Origin of the sequence: Hyphomicrobium sp. DY-1 (genome assembly GCF_047497105.1) — a bacterium.
Taxonomy (GTDB): domain Bacteria; phylum Pseudomonadota; class Alphaproteobacteria; order Rhizobiales; family Hyphomicrobiaceae; genus Hyphomicrobium_B.
Window position 1 is genome coordinate 3382027 of record NZ_CP134870.1, and the last position, 19432, is coordinate 3401458.

A 19432-nucleotide genomic window follows, 5' to 3' on the forward strand; every position below is an offset into this window, starting at 1 on the left:
TCCTTGGCGATTTGAAACTCTGCGTCGTATTTTTCGATCGTCAACCATCGAGATGAGGACGAAGCGCTATTGCTGTCCTCTACGCCGGAGCAACGGCCCCGGCGCATTCGTCATTCTTGTGGAGAAAAGACGCGAGGCGTCGCAGTGCCTACCAACGGCAAACGCGACGACCATTCCGCCACCAGCAGTGGCGGGGACCGCGCCATCCGCCGACCCAACGGCAGTGTCTGCGTCCGTTGCGCCACCAGCACCGATAACGCGCATTCTCAACGATGCTCGATTTTGAGGGCTTGATAATCTGAACGCTGGAAACGAGCGCGCCAGCGTTTGCCCGTGGCGTCGCAATGCCGATGAGCCCGGTCATCGCAATGCACAATGAAATTGCAAGAAGCCATTTCCTTTGCATTAGCCATCTCCCTTTTTCGTCGATTTGTTCAATTTTGACTTCGTTGAGTAGTATGTATGCTGAAATTCTTCGTGGCGATTTAATTCGCGCATTTGCTTTTCGACTATATCGATTTCGCTGAGGGACGAACATTTAGATCCCCGGGGTCATTGCCATGGATGCAGCACGACGCAGCTTGCTCGGCATGATGATCTGTCTGTCAGCGTGTGCTGTTCTGGTTACCGGGTGTGGGGAACAGGCGAAGGTTGAAGATCAGCAGCCACGCCCCGTTCGAACAGTGACCGTTGAAAAGAGTGAACTGGGTGAACTTGTTACGTTGACCGGCCAGGTTCAGGCCGAAAACGAGGCTGCTCTTTCCTTTCGGATCGGCGGCAGGATTATCGAGAGGTTGGCCGGCGTGGGCGACCATGTCGTGCCTGATCAGGTCCTGGCAAAGCTCGATCCTCAGGACGAACTCAACGCACTTAGATCGGCGAGGGCCGCTCTTTCCGCGGCCGAGGGCCAACTCGTTGAGGCGCGGAACAATTATGATCGTCAGACTCAGCTTTTAACCCGCGGGCATACCACGCGGGTGCTATTCGATCAGGCGCAGCAGAATTTACGCACCGCACAGTCGCGAGAGGACGACGCCCAGGCGCAGTTGGAAATCGCCCAGGATCGCGTCAGCTTCACTCAACTCAAGGCGAATGTCACGGGGACTATTACCTCGCGGTCTGCCGAAGCGGGTGAGGTCGTACAGCCCGGCCAAGCGGTCTTTCAAGTTGCGCGCATCGAGGGTCGGGACGCTGTTTTCGATGTTCCGGCGCAAGTCATTCACTCTGCGCCGCCCGATCCCGAGATTACGGTGGGGTTGACGGACAACCCGTCTGTGAAAGTGAAAGGATGGGTGCGGCAAGTCGATCCGCAGGCCGATCCGGTGACGCGCACGTTTCGGGTCAGAGTCAGTCTCGTCGATCCTCCGGCCACGATGCGCCTCGGTGCAACCGTCACGGGGAGCATGCGCCAGAAGGCTTCTCCCGGTATGACGATACCGGCGAGTGCGCTGACCCGCAGCAATGGCCAGCCTGCGGTCTGGATCGTCGATCCTGCGAAATTTACTGTATCGCTGCGGAATATCGAGGTTCAGCGCTTCGATCCTGCAACAGTGGTCGTATCGAATGGACTGAGTGCGGGTGACATCGTGGTGACGGCGGGTGTTCAGGCGTTGCACCCCGACCAAAAGGTCAGGCTGCTCGGAGCATCTTCGTGAGTGGACTCAACCTGTCCGAATGGGCACTGAAGCATCGCTCCTTCACCGTATTCATCATGATTGCGGTGACGTTCGCGGGCCTTTCGTCGTATCTCCGGTTGGGGCGGGCCGAGGACCCGCCTTTTACTTTCAGGACGATGATCGTACAGGCGTCATGGCCCGGCGCCACGATGGAGGACACGCTACAACAGATTACCGAACGTCTCGAACGCAAGCTTCAAGAGACGCGCGACCTCGATTTTCTTCGTAGCTACACAAAGCCCGGCGTAACGACGATTTTCGTTACGCTGAAAGGCTCGACGAAGCCCGCGGACGTTCCTGACATCTGGTATCAGGTGAGAAAGAACATTGGTGATATTCGCCATACGTTGCCGGCGGGGGTCGTCGGGCCTGGATTCAATGATGATTTCGGCGACACTTTCGGACTGATCTACGGCTTCACGGCCGAGGGGTTCAGTCACCGCGAGTTGCGCGATTACGTCGAAGATATCCGCTCGCGCTTGCTGCAGGTTCCGGATGTCTCGAAAATCGACGTCCTCGGTGCGCAGGACGAGCAGATCTATGTCGAGTTTTCAACGCAGCAACTCGCAGGGCTCGGGATCGACAGGGCGGCTCTGATCGCGGCTCTGCAAGCACAAAATTCGGTCAGTCCGGCGGGCGTTCTTCAAACCGGAAACGAGAAGCTCATTTTACGGGTGTCAGGGTCTTTCCGGTCGGAAAAGGACATTCTGAACGTCAATTTCTACGCCAACGGGCGGCTGATCCGGTTGCGCGACATTGCGGAAGTGCGGCGCGCCTATTCCGATCCGCCGCAGCCGATGTTTCGCGTCAACGGCAAGCCTGCGATCGGGCTTGCGATCGCCATGCGCGATGGCGGCGATATTCTGAACCTCGGAACAAACGTGAAAAAGGCGGTCGCAGAGAGCATGGCCGATCTGCCGATCGGGATCGATGCGACGCTTGTTTCCGATCAGCCGATGGTGGTGAAAACGGCCATCAACGAATTCACGGAATCACTGTGGCAGGCCATCGCCATCATTATGGCGGTCAGCATTATCAGCCTCGGCTTTCGACCCGGCGCGGTCGTCGCGCTGTCGATACCCTTGACCATGGCAATCGTCTTTCCGATCATGGAATGGCTGAGCATTGATCTGCAACGAATTTCGCTGGGTGCTCTGATCATTGCTTTGGGTCTTCTCGTCGACGATGCGATGACGACGGTCGACGTCATGACTTCCCGTCTGGCTGCCGGGGACAGTAAAGAGCAGTCTGCAACGTTTGCGTACAAGTCGCTGGCATTTCCAATGCTGACAGGCTCGTTCGTCACGGCTGCGGGGTTCGTGCCGATCGGCTTCGCTCAAAGCGCGGCAGGAGAATATACGTTTTCGATCTTCGCGGTCGTGACGATCGCGCTTATCGTATCATGGTTCGTCGCGGTTCTGTTTGCGCCATTGCTTGGCGTCTGGCTTTTGAAAAAGCCAGATCCGAATGCCTCCAAAAAGCAAAGCATGGTTCTTCGCATTTTCCACGACGTCCTCATCGGCGCTATGCGCAGACGCTGGCTGACGATCGGGGCGACGCTGGTATGCTTTGTCCTCTCCCTGCTGGCGCTTCCGCTGGTACCTCGACAGTTCTTTCCGGCATCGGACCGGCCGGAACTTGTCGTCGATCTGGCACTCCCGCAAAACGCGTCGATATTCGCCAGCGAGCAGGCTGCGACGAAACTGGAGGCGATCCTCAAAGGCGATCCGGACGTCGCGAGTTGGAGCCTCTATATCGGGCGCGGAGCCGTCCGCTTCTATCTGCCGCTCGACGTGCAATTGGCCAACGACTTCTTTTCTCAGGCTGTCGTCATCGCCAAAGATGTGCCGGCGAGGGAGCGTCTCCAGGCCATGCTCGAAAAGAAACTCGCGGAACAATTGCCGAGTGTGCTGGCTCGCGTCTCGCCGCTGGAACTGGGGCCGCCCGTCGGCTGGCCGGTTCAATATCGCGTGACCGGTCCCGACGTCGAAAAGGTTCGCACGGCTGCTTTGCAACTCGGCGAGATCATGGGAGACGCCCCGAATGTGCGGCACATCAATTTCGATTGGATGGAGCCTGCGAGAAAGGTGCGCATCCAGATCGATCAGGATCAAGCCCGGCTTCTGGGTCTCAGCTCGCAGACTTTGGCTGAAGTCTTGAATACGGTCACGACCGGCACGCCGATCACCCAGCTGCGAGACGACATATATCTCGTCAACGTCGTCACTCGAGCCATTGATGAGCAACGGGTGTCGCTATCAACATTGCGCGCATTGCAGTTGCCGGTCGCCAACGGGAGAACCGTGCCGCTTGGACAGGTCGCTACTTTTGATTTCGAGCAAGAATATCCCTTGATCTGGCGGCGACAGCGTCTGCCGACGCTCACAGTTCAGGCGGATGTGGCGTCAAGCGCGACACCGGAAGCGGCCGTTGCGGCTTTGGCTCCGGCCGTCAAAAAACTTAGTGAGGCCCTTCCGAGGGGATATCGGGTCGATGTGGGCGGCACTGTAGAGGAAAGCGCGAACTCGCAAGCCTCGGTCTTTGCCAAGGTGCCGTTGATGCTGTTCCTGATGCTGTTGTTCTTAATGGCGCAGCTATATAGTTTCAGTCGCCTGATTCTGGTTTTGTGCATTGTCCCGATGGGGCTGATCGGCATCGTCGCCGCGCTTCTCATGTCGGGGAGGCCGCTCGGCTTTGTCGCGATCCTCGGGATCTTGGCGTTGATGGGCATGATCGCTCGCAATGCCGTCATCCTGATCGAGCAAATCGAAACGGAACGTGCGGGCGGGCGCGACACCTGGGACGCGGTCGTGCTGGGGACGGTCTCCCGCTTCCGCCCCATCATGTTGACAGCGATTTCCACGGTTCTCGGTTTCATACCGATTGCGCCGACCGTTTTCTGGGGCCCAATGGCTTTTGCGATCATGGGCGGTTTGTTTGTGGCGACAATGCTCACATTGATCGTTTTGCCGGCGCTCTACGTTGCTTGGTTCGGCATCAAAGAGCCCGAGCGTGAGGCCGCGGTCTAGAAAGATCCGAACGCCGTGCCGAGAACAATCACGGCCACCAACGCAATGAGCGCGCCGACAATCGCTACCATCACGATATCCAGATAGCTTTCCTTATGCGTCGATCCGCAAACGGCGAGCAACGTGACGACTGCGCCGTTGTGGGGCAGGCTGTCGAGTGTGCCGGCGCCGATGACGGCGACACGATGCAGAAGGTCCGGGTTGATGCCTTGCTCATGAGCGATCTTGAGATATGTCGTCCCTAAGGCGTCGAGCGCGATGGTGAGGCCGCCCGATGCTGATCCGGTCAGCGAGGCCAGGACGTTGGTCGCTACAGCAAGCGAGACGAGGGGGCCGCCTTCGATCCCGAGCACCCAGTCGCGCACCACCGCGAAAGCAGGCAGCGCCGCAACAACGGCGCCAAAGCCGACCAAACTGGCGACGCTGAGTACGGGCAGCGCTGAGGCATTCGCGCCGGCGTCCATGGTTTCGCGCAGCTTCGGCAAACGTTTCAGATTCAGGGCTATGAGAACCGCGATGGCGACGGTGAGTGCGGTAACGACGGCCCAAATGCCACCTACTGCGGATAACGAGGTCGACCCCCACCCGGGTTCGGCGAGATAGGAGGTGTCGAGGCGCGGCAGCACAAGCGTCGACATCAGAAGATTGACGCCGACGACGATGGCCAACGGTAAGACCGCGATGGTAATCGGCGGCGCATCGGCGCTTTGCGCGCCGTGCTCGACCTCGACGGGATCGAAAGTGCCCGAAGTCGTAGCGCGTTCGCGGATCTTCTCGTCGTTTGCTGCTACCGTTGCCGCCACCGCATTACCTTCATAATCTTCGCCGTTCTTGCGCGCGCGGGCTTCGACCAAAGCGAGCCACCATAAGCCGAAGCCGAGCGTGATCGCCGAGGCGAGGATTCCAAGTCCAGGCGCAGCGAACGGCGTTGTGCCAAAGAACGGCATAGGAATGGCGTTCTGGATGGCGGGCGTTCCGGGCAGCATCGACATGGTGAACGTGGACGTTCCGAGCGCGATCGCGGCGGGCATGAGCCGCTTCGGGATGGCGGCGGCGCGAAAAAGAGCGTGCGCCATCGGCGCGAGCACGAAGAAAGCAACGAACAGGCTGACGCCGCCGTAGGTGACGAGCGCGCCCGCCAGAACGACGGCGAGGATGGCCCGTTTGGCACCCAATCGTTCCGTCATAAAGTCCGCAATTGCGGATACCGAACCGCTATCTTCCATCAATTTTCCGAATAAGGCGCCGAGAAGAAAAATTGGAAAGAACTGCATTACGAACTGTGCTGCGCTGCGCATAAAGGTCTGCGTCCAGTGCGCCAACAGCGGTTCTCCGGAAAGGCCGGCAGCAATGATTGCGGCAGCGGGGGCAAGCAGCAAGATGCTCCAGCCGCGATAGGCGAGGTAGATCAGTAGCCCTAGCGCGATCAGGATGCCAAGCAGCCCCATGTTTCAAATTCCTTCGAGCAGGATGTCGAGGTTGAGCGTCGAGCGACGACCGAGATCGTGCACATGGGCTTCAAGGAAGGTTTGCGCCGCTTTGCGTCCTTCCTCGCGAAGATATTCGAAGAAAGCCCATTCGGCGTTGAGTTTGGAAGAGGCACCCAGCTCAGCCATGATGTCATTGCGGACAACGTGCAGCCGCATGCGCGCCCATCGCTGGCCCTCCCCTTCACCAGGATCGGCAACCTTGCGGAGGAGCGCCATCATCTTCAACTCCTTGAGCGCCGCCGAATTGAATGAAATTTCGTTCAAACGGTTAAGAATGTCGCTGGCCGAGCGGGGCACTCCAGGACGTTCGATAGGGTTGATCGGGACAAGGATCGTGTCCTCGGATTCGCACTCTTGCACCAACGTCGAGAGCGTCGGGTTGCCTGAGTAGCCGCCGTCCCAATAGGCTTCACCATCTATTTCAATCGCTTGAAACAACGTTGGCAGACAGGCAGAGGCGAGTAGAACGTCGGGTGTCACAGCGGCATTCTTGAAAACCTTGCCGCGGCCGGTGCGCACGTTGGTTGCGGTGACGAAAAGATGAATCGGCGCCTCTGCCAGCACATCAAAATCGATGACCTCGGCAAGGATGTCGCGAAGCGGATTGGCGCCGTGCGGATTAACGTCATAAGGTGATACAAGCCGCGACATCAGATCCATGGCGATGTACATGGGCGAGGAATCGAGCGTCCAGCGGCCGAGGAGAACGTCAAGCGGTCCTCGTTGAAATGGGCTGAAGCGCGCTGCCTCGGCCACGCGCCGCCAAAACTGTGCAAGTGCTTCACGTGCGCCGAGCGCGCCGCCTTTATGATGACCATAGACGAGAATGGCGGCGTTCATTGCGCCAGCCGATGTGCCCGACACGCCATCGATCCGGAGCCAGGGCTCTTCCAGTAAGCGATCGAGAACGCCCCAAGTGAATGCGCCATGGGATCCGCCGCCCTGAAGCGCAAGATCTACAAGCACCGGATCACGTTCGAAAACATTGCTGGTCGGCATTGCACCCCACCATGGTCGTAAGTGGTGAACCGGTTTTAATTCGTCCCACAATTCTCGTGCCGAAGCCGAGGCGTTCGGCAGTTAACGTGAATGAGTTGCTAGCTTTCGTTGAAGCTTGTGCGGAAGGCAGCCTCCTGGTCAACGATCATGTCATCGACAGGAATGGATGGAGCGAGATTCTTGAAAGCGATATCGCTTCGCAAGTAAGCAGGAGCGACCTGCCTCAGAATTTCATTCAGTCTACGGATGGTGGGGTGCTTCTTGAGGCCGATTGCATCTCGTCGCATTCGCGGATCGAACACCGCAATTTAATTGATTATTTCGCCAAATTTTGCGTCGCCAAAGGCTTGGCGCCGCTGGAAAAGACGCAGAATTTGTGAAGGAAAGTCTCATCTTCAATCGACGCGTTCAAATTGCTATCGAAAAAATCGCCTGCCATTTTGTGCATTCGACATGAACTCTTGCTATAGTCCGCATACGGGTCTGGGACACTTTGGGGGCAAAAACGGCTGTAACCAAGGAGTTCAATGTGATGAAAGTTATTTTGGCAGCGGCTTTTTCCGCTTTCGTCCTCGCTCTCGCCCCTCTTCCTGCATTCTCCGAAGATCAGCAGCCTTCAAACGATCCTACGCGACACAGAATGGGCGATGAAGGAAAACTTCCAGCGACCAACTCCGCAACGACCCGCGTTCCAGAAATGGGCGCAGGAACCGGAGCGAGCAGCGGAACGTCCGGCTCTCACACGATGGGCGATGAAGGCAAACTGCCTGCGACAGGGAATATGAGCACACGTGTGCCCGACCAGGGTGCCGGTACTCAAAATCAGAAATAGAAATGGGTAATCCGCGCGGGTGGGCCAATCGGCCCAATGTGCTCCGGCTAGCTGCGAGGAAAGATCTCGCGGTTTAACTCGGATAAGTCGATGGGTTTTCTGAACCGCGCCATGAGGACTACCTGAGCGGGATCACCGCTCAGGCCTGCTGTTCGCGCCGCCAGCGAAGCGGCGTGTTGCCAGCGATTTTCTTGAAGATCGTCGTGAAATGCGCCTGCGTCTGGAAGCCGACGCTGAGAGCGATTTCGACGAGCGATTCTGATGTTGTGCACAACAGGTGCTGCGCACGTTCGATGCGCTTGTGCAGCACGTAGTCGTGCGGTCGCATGCCGGTTGCGACGCGGAACTGGCTGGCAAAGTACATGCGGCTCATCCCCGCCGCCGAGGCGAGGTCGGCCAGCGTGATCTGCTCCGAGATGTGCGAGTCGACGTACTCAACCACACGCTTCATGCGCCACTTCGGGAGTGCCGACGGCGCCCTACGAGTTGGCTGTTCCTGCTCTGATTTGGCGATAGGCGAGATCGGAAGTTCGAAGAGGCGCGCGACGATCGCCAGGCGCTTTTCATTTTCGGCGTGACGGTCGAGCTTCTCGGGATTGACGCCGGCTTCCACCAATGCCTTGGCCAAGCGATCCAAAATGGCCGGGTCGACGTGGTGATGCTGTGCTGTGTTGCCGTGGAAGTGTGAGGTCAATTGGAGCGACATCGCGTGAGACCTTCCCATTTTCTAACCGCTTCGGTGGCCGGCGTGACTTGGATCAATGCTGATCCGTGTCTGGCCTAGCGTGATGGGAAGGTACGGAAGCGAGCTGTGGCGCTCCATTCTACGAGCGTTTGGGATCCTACATCGTCAGATTAGTCGGCTCATACTTTCGTATGGATATTGCGGTTGGGAGTTTAGTGCGAACCGCGCTCGCCGCATGCTGGAGCTTCCTCGCGCTTTTGTTGGGGCAAAGGCTTTTAGCGTCGAGGCGGGGTCGTGCATTTTAGGAATCTATTGTGCGGAGAGGGAATATTTTTTGTCGCGACGATGGCAATGTTGGTCGCGTCAGGGTCGCCCTGGGCCCCAATTCTCGTTAACCGCTTAATTAGAGGGTTTGTCAGAAGCATCTCTGCCCCGTTTCCCCCACGGGGCTGTCCCCACCCCCCCGGAAGATGTTCTGACGCCCAAGCGCGCCGGCCTGAACGCAGCCGGCGCGCTTTTCGTTTCGAGGGCGCAGTCCGAAAGGCCGATCCGTTACAAACCAGCGTATAATTTAAAACCGAGCGCAAAAGCGGCAGGTTGAGTTGGCAAATGCGGTTCAATCCGCGTTAATCTTTCGAAAGGACTGCCGAAGTGTCCAAAAATCCCCTGATCAGCATCATCGATGACGATGAGGCGGTTCGCGTGGCAACCGAGAGCCTTGTGCGGTCTCTCGGCTTCGGGGCAACTACGTTCGCTTCAGCGGAAGAATTCTTGAACTCGGCCCGATTGCCGGAAATTTCGTGCGTCATCACCGATGTCAACATGCCGGGCATGACCGGCGTGGAATTACAGTCGCATCTTCAGGCGCAGGGCCATAATGTGCCGATGATCTTTATTACGGCCTTTCCGGAAGAGCGGACACGGCAGCGCGTAAATGCTGCCGGCGCGATCGGCTTTTTAAGCAAGCCATTTGACGGTGGCGCTATGATTCAATGCATCGATAAGGCCCTCGGGCGGGACAGCGAACCCACGCGCCACTGATTGTACGTCACTCCTGATGCTTCATGCTCAATCGGCAGCGGATATCTCTATCCGCTGCCGATTGCATTTTGAGCTCTTAGCCCTGGCTTGTGGTCGGAACGGCGACGAAGCGATCGCCCTGTGCCGTCTTTAACTGCATGAGAACGGCGCGCTTGTTGGCGTTCCTAGCCGCACGCAGGGCTTCCTTGACATCGGCCGGCCCGGAGACCGACTTGCCCCCAACGGACAGGATGACGTCACCCTGCTGGATGCCTTTCTCGGCGGCCTTGCCTTCCGGATCGACATTCATCACGACCGCACCATGCGTACCGGCGCCGTCCACCTGATCGGCCGGAGCCAGCGTCATGCCGAGTTTGAAGTCGCTCTCGGAGCCTTGGTCGTTCTTGGCGGTCTTGCCATCCGGGTACTTGCCGACGTGCAGGTCGACGCTGTGCTTTTCGCCGTTTCGGATGTAGGCGATCTTGATCTGCGAGCCTGGCGATACCGCAGCGATGGTCCGAGCGAGATCGCGGCCATCTTTGATCTCGTGATCGTTGACGGAAACAATCACGTCTTGCGACTTCAATCCGGCGCGAGCCGCTGGGCCGCCATCCTGCGGTTCATCGACGAGGGCACCTTTGGCTTCCTTCAGGCCCAAACTGTCGGCTATATCGGCCGTTACAGGCTGAATGGAGACGCCGATCCAGCCGCGTGTAACGTGACCGCTCGAGCGAAGTTGCTCGGCAACGTATTTCACCGTGTCGGCGGGAATGTCGAATGCGATGCCGACCGACCCGCCGGACGGCGAAAAGATCGCCGTGTTCACGCCGACGACTTCGCCGTTCTGATTGAACGTCGGGCCGCCAGAGTTGCCCTTGTTGATAGGGGCGTCGATCTGAATGAAATCGTCGTAAGGGCCGGAGCCGATGTCACGTCCGTTTGCCGAGACGATACCCGCCGTGACCGTGCCGCCGAGGCCGAACGGGTTGCCCATCGCGACGACCCAGTCGCCGATTCGCGGAGATTGCGTCGCGAGGCGGACGTAGGGGAAGTCTCCGGAGCTATCGACCTTGAGAAGCGCGAGGTCGGTCTTGGGATCCGTGCCGGCGACCTTGGCTTTGTAGCGCTTGCCGTCCGTGGTCATGATCTCGACGCTCTTGGCGTGATCAACAACGTGGTTGTTGGTGATCAGGTAGCCGTCTGCCGAGATAAAGAAGCCTGAACCCTGTGCCTGCATCAGGTGTGGTTTTCCGCTATCTTGAGACTGCGGTCCGAACTGGAACGGAAGGCCCTGGAAAGGCGTGCCTTCAAAGGGGTTCTGGCCTTGTCCGGGCTGGCCGGAGTCGGCGACCTGATCGACTTCTTCAGCTTTCACGAATACGGAAACAACGGCTGGTTTCACGCGCTCGACCAGATTCGCAAAGCTCGGAACGGCCTGTTGCGGCGCATTTGATGTGCTGACGTCTGCGACCGGCGTCAGCAAAGAATTCGGGGCGGGTTTCTCTGCCGCGAAAACAGCGCCGGCGCCGAGAACGGCAATCATTGCGGCGCAGGCTGCCAATTTCGCTTTGTGGCGCGCAATCACGCGGCCGGCACCCGAATGTTGCGGCGCGTTCATGTTGGTCTCATCCATTCGTAGTCTTCCTGATTTTACGAGGTGCAGTGCGCGGGATCGGCACTGGCCCCGGGCTGGGGTTGACGCGAATGTGCCAAAGCCAAGCTTTCCGGAATCCGTCCAATGGCTTAAAAATCAGAAAGTAAAAGCCCTATTCCATTCGGCGCAATTGTTCCGGCAAAATGCGCTCTATATCGTGCAATCGGACAATTTCAGATCGTTTGAGAAAGAAGGCGACCCTGCAGAGCCGCTAGTTTCAAACCCATACAGGCGTCGTCCGCAGCGGCGGACGCTCAGGAGAGACGGCAATGGCAAATCGAGTTTATTCGTACAACGAAGCAGCCGAGCACGATCCGATCATTCTGGCTGACGTCGACGAAGCGGCGGCGGTTTATCCGGATCACGACATCGTTACGCGCCATTTCGACAGGCCGTTGACGATCGGGGATTTCGTCAGCTCGATCGCAGACGGTGCGGATGGACATGGTGGATTGCCGACCTATCTACGTATCACGCTGCAAGGCGACGCCACTAAAATTCGCCGGCTGATGGCGGATAAGCCGCGCAAGGCTCGCACATCCAAGCGGTCGTCGCACTAATCCGTTTGTGGTCGAAGCGGTGGTTCTAACCGGGCATTTACCGCTTCGAGATTTCCCGCGCTCGAGCATTCGTCAATTTGATCTATTTCATTGGCAAATATGCTGCGATGCCCGATGAAGGGCTGCCAGGAACCCCACAGGTGGAGTGAGCCCCCATGTCTGATCTCGTTGTCATCGTCTATCCGTCCGAGGCAAAGGCCGAGGAAATGCGCACGAAGCTGTTCGATCTTCAAAAAGAGTATCTGATCGAGATCAAGGATGCCGTGATTGCGGTCAAGCACGACGACGGCAAGGTGAAGCTCAATCAGCTCATCAACACGACCGCGGCCGGTGCGCTTTCGGGCGGCTTCTGGGGCACGCTGGTCGGCATGATTTTCCTGATGCCGCTGCTTGGTGCTGCTGTGGGCGCGGCGTCTGGCGCGCTCGGCGGCGCACTTTCGGATTACGGCATCAACGATGATTTCATGAAGGACCTCTCGGAAAGCCTGCAGCCTGGAAGCGCTGCGCTGTTCGTCGAGATCAAGAAGATGACGGAAGACAAGGTGTTCGAAGCGATCAAGGGCACTGGCGGCGTCGTACTCAAGACGTCTCTAGATCATACAAAGGAACAGGCCCTGCGCGATGCGATCGCAACGCACGCTCCGGCGATGGCAGCAGCGCAGTCTCCCGCAGCCTGACCAGCCGGGGTGCGCCTGCATTGCTGGCATCCTGGTTAGCATAAATTCATGATGCGCCGTCCGGGTCTCTTCGGGCGGCGTATGTGTTTACGCGGAGTGGCTGACGTACCACGAGGAGTGGGCAGACTTCCTAATTGAAGATGCTCCAGGGCGAGGTGACGTCCTCATCCTTGGGTTTGGCGCCTTTCCTATATTTCGATGCCGGGATTTTAACGGGCCGGCTATCCTCCACCACGCCATCGATAAGCGTCGGTTTGGTTGCGACCCTTTTATAGCGGGAGGGCGATTTGCGGCGCGGCGCTGCTGCCGAAGCGTTTGCATTTCCCGTTCCCGGTGCAGTTGCCATCGGCCACACGATCGAGCGGGCGACCATGGGGTTGGCCGCTTTTGCTGCGGCTTTGGCGGCCAGCGCCTTCTCGGCCGCGGCGTCATAGGAGGCGATTGTGTCGACCTGACTCTTCGGCACGAGGTGAACGACCTTATACCCGCGGTCGTGCAGTTCTTTCAGCAGGTCAGGAAGCTGTGCCGCCGTCCAGGGATGAATGTCGTGCATCAGGATGATGCCCTTCTTCTGCTTGGCGAGCTGCGAAAGAATGTTCTGTTCGACGACCTTTGGGCTGCGCGTCCGATAGTCTTTGGAGTCGACGTCGATCCAGACCGCGCCGATATTGCGCGATTTCAGATAGGCTTCCGTCTGTTTGGTGGCGTTGAGATAGGGAAAGCGAAAAAGCGGCGCGGCCGGGGTTCCGTTGGCTTTCGAGACGGTCGAGACCGCAGCTTCGATCTCCTGCTTCGCCTTTTCAAACGAGATGGCGCGGATGTTCTTGTGAGACCACGTGTGCGTGCCGACGGTGTTGCCGCCCGCCGCGACTTCCTTCACCATATCGGGGTTGGCAAGCGCCATCTGACCGACCATGAAGAACGTCGCCTTCGTGCATTGATCGGCAAGTGCCTTGAGAATTGGTCCGGTGACAGACTTTAGCGGGCCGTCGTCGAACGTCAGGACGACTTCGCCATCGTTGAGAAATTGCTTAGCGCCGGATTTATCGCCGCCGATGTCACCGCCACCCGCGGTATCGATTTCGACGATACGCGACACGCCAAGCTTGGTGGTGTCGCCTGCGCATGCGTCAGCCTTGACGGCGGCGCCGGGCTCGATTTCGGCCGACAGCGGATCGTGCGTAGCAAATGCCAACAGCGACGCAACAGCCAGGATATAGACGGAAACGTACCGCATCTCTCTCGCTTCGTTCAGGGAGCCGAAGCGGACTATTATGAGGGCGAATATGAATGATCAAGCAACGGCGATTATCCTCCGCCGATCCTCGGCGCGCTGTTACTGAAGTGCCGCTTTTGGCTGTATTTCTTACGTTTTTGTAAAGCCAAATATGAACGAATGCTGACGATCTGACCTTGCGAGCGCGATTTCGGGCTGAGGGGCGATGCGTTGGAGACCGCTGACAACCCCCGTGAATTGCGTCATAGAGCAACCCTTTCAAGATCGGGAGGTGGAACGATCGATGGTCAGTGTCAGGCCGGTGGTTGCGAGCGACGAAGATGCGTGGCTCAAACTCTTTCGGGATTATATCGTTTTCTACAAAGCCAGCGTGCCGGACGAGATCATCGCACTGACGTGGCGCCGACTTCTTAATCAGGAAGACAACATGATGGCGCTGGCTGCCGTCGACGATAGCGGAAACATGCTCGGAATCGCCACGCTGGTCTTCCACCGTTCGACATGGGCATCGAGCTGGTATTGTTATCTTGAAGACCTATTCGTCGCACCGGAGGCGCGCGGACTGGGCGTCGGGCGGGCGCTCATTGAAGCCGTCTACGCGGAAGCGGATCGTCGCGACGCTGGGCGGACCTATTGGGCGACGCAGGATCACAATGCGACGGCACGTAAACTCTACGATCGCATCGGAACGCTCACGGAGTTCGTGCAGTATCGGCGATGAGCTGTCGATCGGCGCGTGTTCGCTCCTGTGCCGCTCTCCAAGCAGGCAGGAAACCGCGCGTCTAGACCAGACTGTTGATGTGATCGAAAAGCTCGACCGCCTGCGGATAGGCTCCGAGGATCTGGGACATTTCGCCGGAGAGTTCGCGCAAGCGGGTCTTTTGCGAGATCGTGGGCGTCCCGGCGCGCATCAGAAGTTCGAGTTCAGACAACCGTTGCTCCAAATGCTGCGTGCCGGATTGGCGCGCATAGAACCGATGCATTTCGACGATGGCCGGTAGCACGCCGCTATAATCGACAAAGCTTTCGGTCGGTACCGGACTGGCTGAAGCGCCGCCATTCATCGCTCCCGACAACGTCGGCGGCATGCGTTGCTGTGGATGTTGGCGTGATGGCGGCACGGTGTTTTCGGCTGGGTTTTGGCGCGGCCTGCCGCCTGCCGTCTGAGGACTGCGATCGGACGCGCCGACATTGGCGGGGCGAGCGGATGGGCCGGCGTGTTGCGAGGTATGATCGGGGGCTGGGAGAGCTGCTGGCTGCATCGCGCCGCCGAGATTCTCGATGTGCCCACGATCGAAGTTGACGTTGAACGTCATCGACTCGTCGCCGCGATTGATCTTGTCGGTGAGAATCGTGCGGACCTCTTCGAGAATCGTTCGGTCCGGAGCGGAGAAGCGAGACAACACGCCATCTGTCGAAGAGATCAGCAGGTAATGCGTCTTGTCGTCGGGGCGCAGCGCAAGCGCGGCAAAGACGACGGCCAGAAAGCCGAGCAAGACCGTGCCGCCATTAGGAGCCAGCGGCCCCCATGTGAAGTCCGGCCGCATGGAACCCAACGCCATCAGCACAAATAGAAGCGTCAACAGCCAATAGATTGCGGTCGGCCGGTGCGCGACATGCGTGCCCGTGCTGACCGTCGCGATATTGGCGATGGCGATCGTGCGCGTCGGCGTCGATAGCACGCGGCGGTCAATGCGCAGCGAACCGAAAGTTTTGGTCGCAGCTGCGCTCTCTCTGATACGTCCCGAAAATACCATCGAAAACCTGCTCATGGGACTACGTTAATAGTCCGAGCAGAAACATAGTCGATGCGGCAAGGAAACAGAAGCCTTGCACAGATGTCACACACGCGATCAGCCGGCAGGAACATCAAGTTTCCTGGTGAGATCTTCGAATTCTCTACGCAACTCATCGCTTTTGAAGATCTGCTCGAAGCTCGGTGCTTCGAGTTTCTGGATCGCTTCGAAGGATGTCGAGCTTTCGCGAATCAAATTGCGAAGCTGGACGCTGGCTTCGACCGTCTCGTAAGTGTTGTCCGCAATCTTCAGATCGTGAGTCGCTTTGAGACGGGCGCCGGCGATCTGTTCACGCTGTTGCTGGAGATAGCGGCGATACGCCTTTGCTGCTTCGTCGGCGACCTGCTGGCTGTCGCGATTCGATTGCAGCGCGCGTGTCTGATCGGGCCGATTGTCGGCCTTGAGCAGTTCGGACGTGCGCTTACGGGCGGCGGCGATGTCGGCGATGATGGCGTCGAGTTTCGGCACGTATTGCGTATCGATCTTGGCGATGGTCGCATCCTGGGCCTGCACCAGCATCGCAAACAGCGCCGCATGCATCGCGAAGTAGCGGCGCGCAGCTTCCATGTTGTCGCCCGTGGTGCCAATGAGCTTGGCAAGCTGGCCGTCAATCAACTTGGCGGCATTGAACACGGCAACGAGCCGGACGAGATCGCCGGAGAGCACGCTATCGAGAAGCAGATCGACCTGTTCTTGCGACAGCTCCACCCCTGCGGCTTTCAACGCGGCTGCGATTTCGGCCTTCACGCTTTTGATTTCGGTGCGGTTCGCCTCGATGCGCTTGTTGTTCTCGGTGATCTGATCCTGGAGCGACGAGACGGTATCGGTCAGGATGCCGGGGAAGTCCGCGTCTTTCGGTGCGAGGAGCTGCTTTTCCTTGAGCTTTACGTTCGCGTCTTCAAGCTCGCGAATGTTGTGGCGGAGAAGTTCGACCCGCTTCTGCATTTCAACGACCGGCGCATTCGTTACGATGCCGAGCGCGGCGTCGAGCAGGCCGCGGACCTTGGTGTTGCGGTCCTCGCGGGTTTCTTTCCAGAACGGGGGAATGATGTAGTCGTCGCGGCTCGGCAGCTTTTCGGCGCCTGCGCGCGTGTCGGCTGCATCGCGCAAGACGTTGTCGATGGCGGCCATCAGCGATTTGGCCTGCTCGTATTGCGGATCGCCATCGCGCGGGTCGGAGGCAGCGGCCTTGGCAGCTTCTTCAGCGGCGCTAGGCTTCGATGGCTTTTTCGTTGGATCGAGAGCGTCCGTGGCGCCCTCGGCGGCGGTCTTGCCTTCGACGGATTTCAGCCAGTCGGCGATCGCGTCGCGTTTGGCCGCTTGCGCGTGAGCGCCGCTGGAAAATCCCAGCAGAACAACGAGTGCAAGATACCGGGCCGATTTCACAACGAAACTAGGCCTCCGCTCAACCGACATAGCGCCTCCGGCGCGACAATGGCGATGAAAAATCCGGCAAATCAATGGTGCTGGGCTGATGTGGTTGATGCAATCTATGCCGACAGGAGGTTATCGCGGGGTTAGCGGGCGGCTGCGGCGCGGATCAGGCGGTAAAAGTCTTCGTCGATGCTGCGGGCGTCATCGAGGACGAGCATCTCGGCGAACGGCGGCGCGCTTTTGTTTATCGCCTCTGCCGGCTTGCTGCGATTGCCGCCGGCCATTCCGAAATTGGCGTAAAGCCGTAACTTTCTCGGCGAAGGGTGGAGTGCAGCGTAGGGCTGCGGCGCGGACATCGTAACCAGCTGTCCGGAGGTTGCAAACACGGTCGCCGGTACGGCGCGGCCGACTTCGCGGAGAATGTGCTCGGCCAGCGGTCGCAGCCCCTTGGCTTCACGCAGCAGAGACTGAATGTCGGTTGCGGACGTCTTGGCCGGCGGTTGAATCGGCGGACGGAGCTTCGGCGCGCGCGGAGGTGGCTCGTCGGTCTGTGCGGCGGTAAGATTGCCAGCGTAAATGAGGCGGCCGCCGTTATGATGGATGCGTTCAAGCCAGGACGCCCACGCGAACTGGAAGCCTTGCAGGCGCAGCCAGTCGATGATGTCGTTGCGCTCGGTGTGTCCGCTCCGGGCGATTGCGGTCATCCAGCCCGCGAGATCGCGGCCCGTGTCTTCGGCGAGATTGGCGACGAATTCGCGTTCTTTTTCGGCGTAAGCGGAACTCATGGCGATCTGATATCAGATCCAGCGGCGTGAGCGAGCCTTGTAAGCCAGATATTCTTCGCCGAAGACCGCTTCGAGGTGCTGCTCCTCGGGGATGATCTGCAGAACTGTGACAAGAAGGCCAAAAAGCAATGCTGCCGCAACGAACCAGACCGACTTGGTGATTTCCGCTCCATAGAGAAGAAGCATGACTTCGCCAAGGTAAATCGGGTTTCGGAAGCGGATGAACGGTCCTGACGTCACGAGTTTGGTCGAGGCTTTGTGCGGCAGGTAGGTCGTCCGGTGCCGGGCAAGCGTAGCGAAGCCTGACACGATCAACAGCAGGCCGAAGACGCCGAATGCGACGCCCACCCAATGGCCTGCCTTATCGTCAAGGCCCGGCCAGGGAATGGGGGCGAATACCGTCAGTAGCCAAGCGGCCGCAATGGCGAGTGCGAACAGTACCGGCGGCCATGGGAACCGTGTCGCTGGCGTCGAGGGGAGGGAGTTGGGCGTCTCGTCGATCATTCGGGGAGATTATCGCCAAATGGCGAGGCGGTCAGCTCGGTCGATCAGTTCTTTGTCTTGGCTTTTTTCGGCGGCAGTATCGTTGGGGCCGGGACGTCGTCGATGTCGCGTTTGTTAAGCTCGGCCTCGAGGTCGTAGCTCTTGCAGCCCAGCGTCACCAGTCGCTGATTGTACTGGTGCAGCATGTTGAGCTCGGCCTGATATTCGCCATTGGGATCGACACCGTGCGAGAGGTTGCCGAGCGTCGCCGAAAAGCCCGATTGAATGCCGCGTGCCAGCGCCGATGCTTGTTTGCGGTCGCTGAAGCCGCGCATTTCCATGATCTTTATCTGTATGCGGCCGGTTAGCTGCTTGCAGTTCAACTTATCCTCGGGCGTGTCCGGCTTCTTTTTCTTGGCGTCGGCAGCGGACGGCACGGCGACGGCCAGGCCGATAAGGAGGGGGAGAACAAAAGATCGCATCGTGCCTCGCAGGGGTTCAATGTGAAACCACATCATTTCCTGGGCAGCCTCAAGGCAAACTCCAGGTACCCAGACGAACGGGCGGCATTGACGGCGGCCGGGGCGTCGTGTTGCTTCGCTGGTCGGTGTTGGGGGCGCGGGCGCCTCCGTCCGAGGCGGGGCGTTGCAATGCTGGATATTCGAAAATCGGTTGTGCTCATTGCCGCTGTTGTTGGTGGGCAAGCGGCCCTGGCCCAGGAGGATTTTCCGACGCATTTCGCCTGCGATTTCAACCAAGGTTATGCGTGGACGTATGAAGCCGGAAAATACAAAGCCGCGCCGCCCGCCGATCTCGCTTTCGAAGTCGCGCGTATCGACCTCGAACATCAGACGGCGTCGCTCATTCTCGGTGGTAAGCCCGCCAAAGACCTGAAAGTCGTGCGCGCGATCAACGCCAACCATTTCATCGAAGTCGTCAACGAGGGGTTTCTGAACCTCACGACGATCTACGATCTGGATCCGGCGACGGGCAAATATCCGGCCATACATTCGCGGCATTTCGGGCTCTTCGGGCAGCCTGTGTTTGCACAGTATGCCGGTGAATGTGTTCCTAAGCCCTGAGCCATGTGGACGGCTCAGTTGCTCTCGCCGTTCGGCTAAGGCAAAAGGCTCGC

General features: G+C 58.8%; 19 protein-coding genes. 9 read left to right on the plus strand and 10 right to left on the minus strand.

Translation table 11 applies throughout. The features are described from left to right. Positions 1-560: 560 nt before the first annotated feature. Both RLW41_RS16335 and RLW41_RS16340 read left to right on the plus strand, forming a co-directional pair. The gene (locus RLW41_RS16335) at positions 561-1655 is read left to right on the plus strand and encodes an efflux RND transporter periplasmic adaptor subunit (protein WP_414462144.1); all 1095 of its coding nucleotides are present in this window, start codon (positions 561-563) and stop codon (positions 1653-1655) included. Then, positions 1652-4705 carry an efflux RND transporter permease subunit gene (locus RLW41_RS16340; RefSeq protein ID WP_414462145.1) on the plus strand — a complete coding sequence of 1018 codons (3054 nt, stop codon included), beginning with the start codon at positions 1652-1654 and terminating at the stop codon, positions 4703-4705. The genes RLW41_RS16335 and RLW41_RS16340 overlap by 4 nt, the downstream gene beginning before the upstream one ends. Here the strand turns inward: RLW41_RS16340 and RLW41_RS16345 are convergent. Next, the gene (locus RLW41_RS16345) at positions 4702-6153 is read right to left on the minus strand and encodes a GntP family permease (RefSeq protein ID WP_414462146.1); all 1452 of its coding nucleotides are present in this window, start codon (positions 6151-6153) and stop codon (positions 4702-4704) included. The genes RLW41_RS16340 and RLW41_RS16345 overlap by 4 nt on opposite strands. A 3-nt stretch (positions 6154-6156) precedes the next feature. Beyond that, a complete protein-coding gene (locus RLW41_RS16350; protein WP_414462147.1) occupies positions 6157-7194 on the minus strand; it encodes a patatin-like phospholipase family protein in 1038 nt (345 codons plus the stop codon). Between RLW41_RS16350 and RLW41_RS16355 the strand changes: the two genes are divergently transcribed. Together RLW41_RS16355 and RLW41_RS16360 are read left to right on the plus strand one after the other, a co-directional pair. Next, positions 7194-7574 (plus strand): hypothetical protein, encoded by a 381-nt coding sequence (locus RLW41_RS16355; protein WP_414462148.1) that lies wholly within the window; start codon positions 7194-7196, stop codon positions 7572-7574. The genes RLW41_RS16350 and RLW41_RS16355 overlap by 1 nt on opposite strands. A gap of 113 nt (positions 7575-7687) precedes the next feature. Continuing rightward, on the plus strand, positions 7688-8026 hold the full coding sequence (locus RLW41_RS16360; RefSeq protein WP_414462149.1) for a hypothetical protein: 339 nt from the start codon (positions 7688-7690) through the stop codon (positions 8024-8026). A 139-nt stretch (positions 8027-8165) separates the two neighbouring features. Here the strand turns inward: RLW41_RS16360 and RLW41_RS16365 are convergent, their stop codons facing one another. Then, complete coding sequence (locus RLW41_RS16365) at positions 8166-8732, minus strand: helix-turn-helix domain-containing protein (protein ID WP_409562774.1); 567 nt, start codon at positions 8730-8732, stop codon at positions 8166-8168. 630 nt (positions 8733-9362) lie between these two features. On the opposite strand from RLW41_RS16365, the gene RLW41_RS16370 reads away from it, so the two are divergent. Further along, entirely contained in the window at positions 9363-9752 is a 390-nt protein-coding gene (locus tag RLW41_RS16370) for a response regulator transcription factor (RefSeq protein ID WP_409562775.1), read from the plus strand. Positions 9753-9828: 76 nt separating this feature from the next. Here RLW41_RS16370 and RLW41_RS16375 read toward each other — a convergent pair whose 3' ends face one another. After that, positions 9829-11364 (minus strand): Do family serine endopeptidase, encoded by a 1536-nt coding sequence (locus RLW41_RS16375; RefSeq protein WP_409562776.1) that lies wholly within the window; start codon positions 11362-11364, stop codon positions 9829-9831. A 290-nt stretch (positions 11365-11654) separates the two neighbouring features. On the opposite strand from RLW41_RS16375, the gene RLW41_RS16380 reads away from it, so the two are divergent. Together RLW41_RS16380 and RLW41_RS16385 are read left to right on the plus strand one after the other, a co-directional pair. Continuing rightward, positions 11655-11945, plus strand: a complete 291-nt coding sequence (locus tag RLW41_RS16380; RefSeq protein ID WP_409562777.1) for a hypothetical protein — start codon at positions 11655-11657, stop codon at positions 11943-11945. A 155-nt stretch (positions 11946-12100) separates the two neighbouring features. Further along, entirely contained in the window at positions 12101-12622 is a 522-nt protein-coding gene (locus tag RLW41_RS16385; RefSeq protein ID WP_414462150.1) for a DUF1269 domain-containing protein, read from the plus strand. A 130-nt stretch (positions 12623-12752) separates the two neighbouring features. On the opposite strand, the gene RLW41_RS16390 is transcribed toward RLW41_RS16385, so the two are convergent. Further along, positions 12753-13859 (minus strand): polysaccharide deacetylase family protein, encoded by a 1107-nt coding sequence (locus RLW41_RS16390; protein ID WP_414462151.1) that lies wholly within the window; start codon positions 13857-13859, stop codon positions 12753-12755. Positions 13860-14142: 283 nt separating this feature from the next. On the opposite strand from RLW41_RS16390, the gene RLW41_RS16395 reads away from it, so the two are divergent. Beyond that, positions 14143-14580, plus strand: a complete 438-nt coding sequence (locus tag RLW41_RS16395; RefSeq protein ID WP_409562780.1) for an N-acetyltransferase family protein — start codon at positions 14143-14145, stop codon at positions 14578-14580. A gap of 61 nt (positions 14581-14641) precedes the next feature. Here the strand turns inward: RLW41_RS16395 and RLW41_RS16400 are convergent, their stop codons facing one another. The 5 genes from RLW41_RS16400 to RLW41_RS16420 all read right to left on the minus strand — a co-directional run bounded on the left by RLW41_RS16400 (position 14642) and on the right by RLW41_RS16420 (position 18779). Then, positions 14642-15631 (minus strand): DUF6232 family protein, encoded by a 990-nt coding sequence (locus RLW41_RS16400; RefSeq protein ID WP_414462152.1) that lies wholly within the window; start codon positions 15629-15631, stop codon positions 14642-14644. Between the two features lie 81 nt (positions 15632-15712). Then, positions 15713-17041, minus strand: coding sequence for a hypothetical protein (locus tag RLW41_RS16405; RefSeq protein ID WP_414462153.1), 1329 nt, complete (start codon positions 17039-17041; stop codon positions 15713-15715). A gap of 131 nt (positions 17042-17172) precedes the next feature. Further along, positions 17173-17814 (minus strand): hypothetical protein, encoded by a 642-nt coding sequence (locus RLW41_RS16410; protein ID WP_414462154.1) that lies wholly within the window; start codon positions 17812-17814, stop codon positions 17173-17175. A 12-nt stretch (positions 17815-17826) separates the two neighbouring features. Further along, a complete protein-coding gene (locus RLW41_RS16415; protein WP_414462155.1) occupies positions 17827-18318 on the minus strand; it encodes a methyltransferase family protein in 492 nt (163 codons plus the stop codon). Positions 18319-18362: 44 nt separating this feature from the next. Further along, positions 18363-18779, minus strand: coding sequence for a hypothetical protein (locus tag RLW41_RS16420; protein ID WP_414462156.1), 417 nt, complete (start codon positions 18777-18779; stop codon positions 18363-18365). Between the two features lie 168 nt (positions 18780-18947). On the opposite strand from RLW41_RS16420, the gene RLW41_RS16425 reads away from it, so the two are divergent. Then, positions 18948-19379 carry a hypothetical protein gene (locus tag RLW41_RS16425; protein ID WP_414462157.1) on the plus strand — a complete coding sequence of 144 codons (432 nt, stop codon included), beginning with the start codon at positions 18948-18950 and terminating at the stop codon, positions 19377-19379. Positions 19380-19432: the final 53 nt, after the last annotated feature.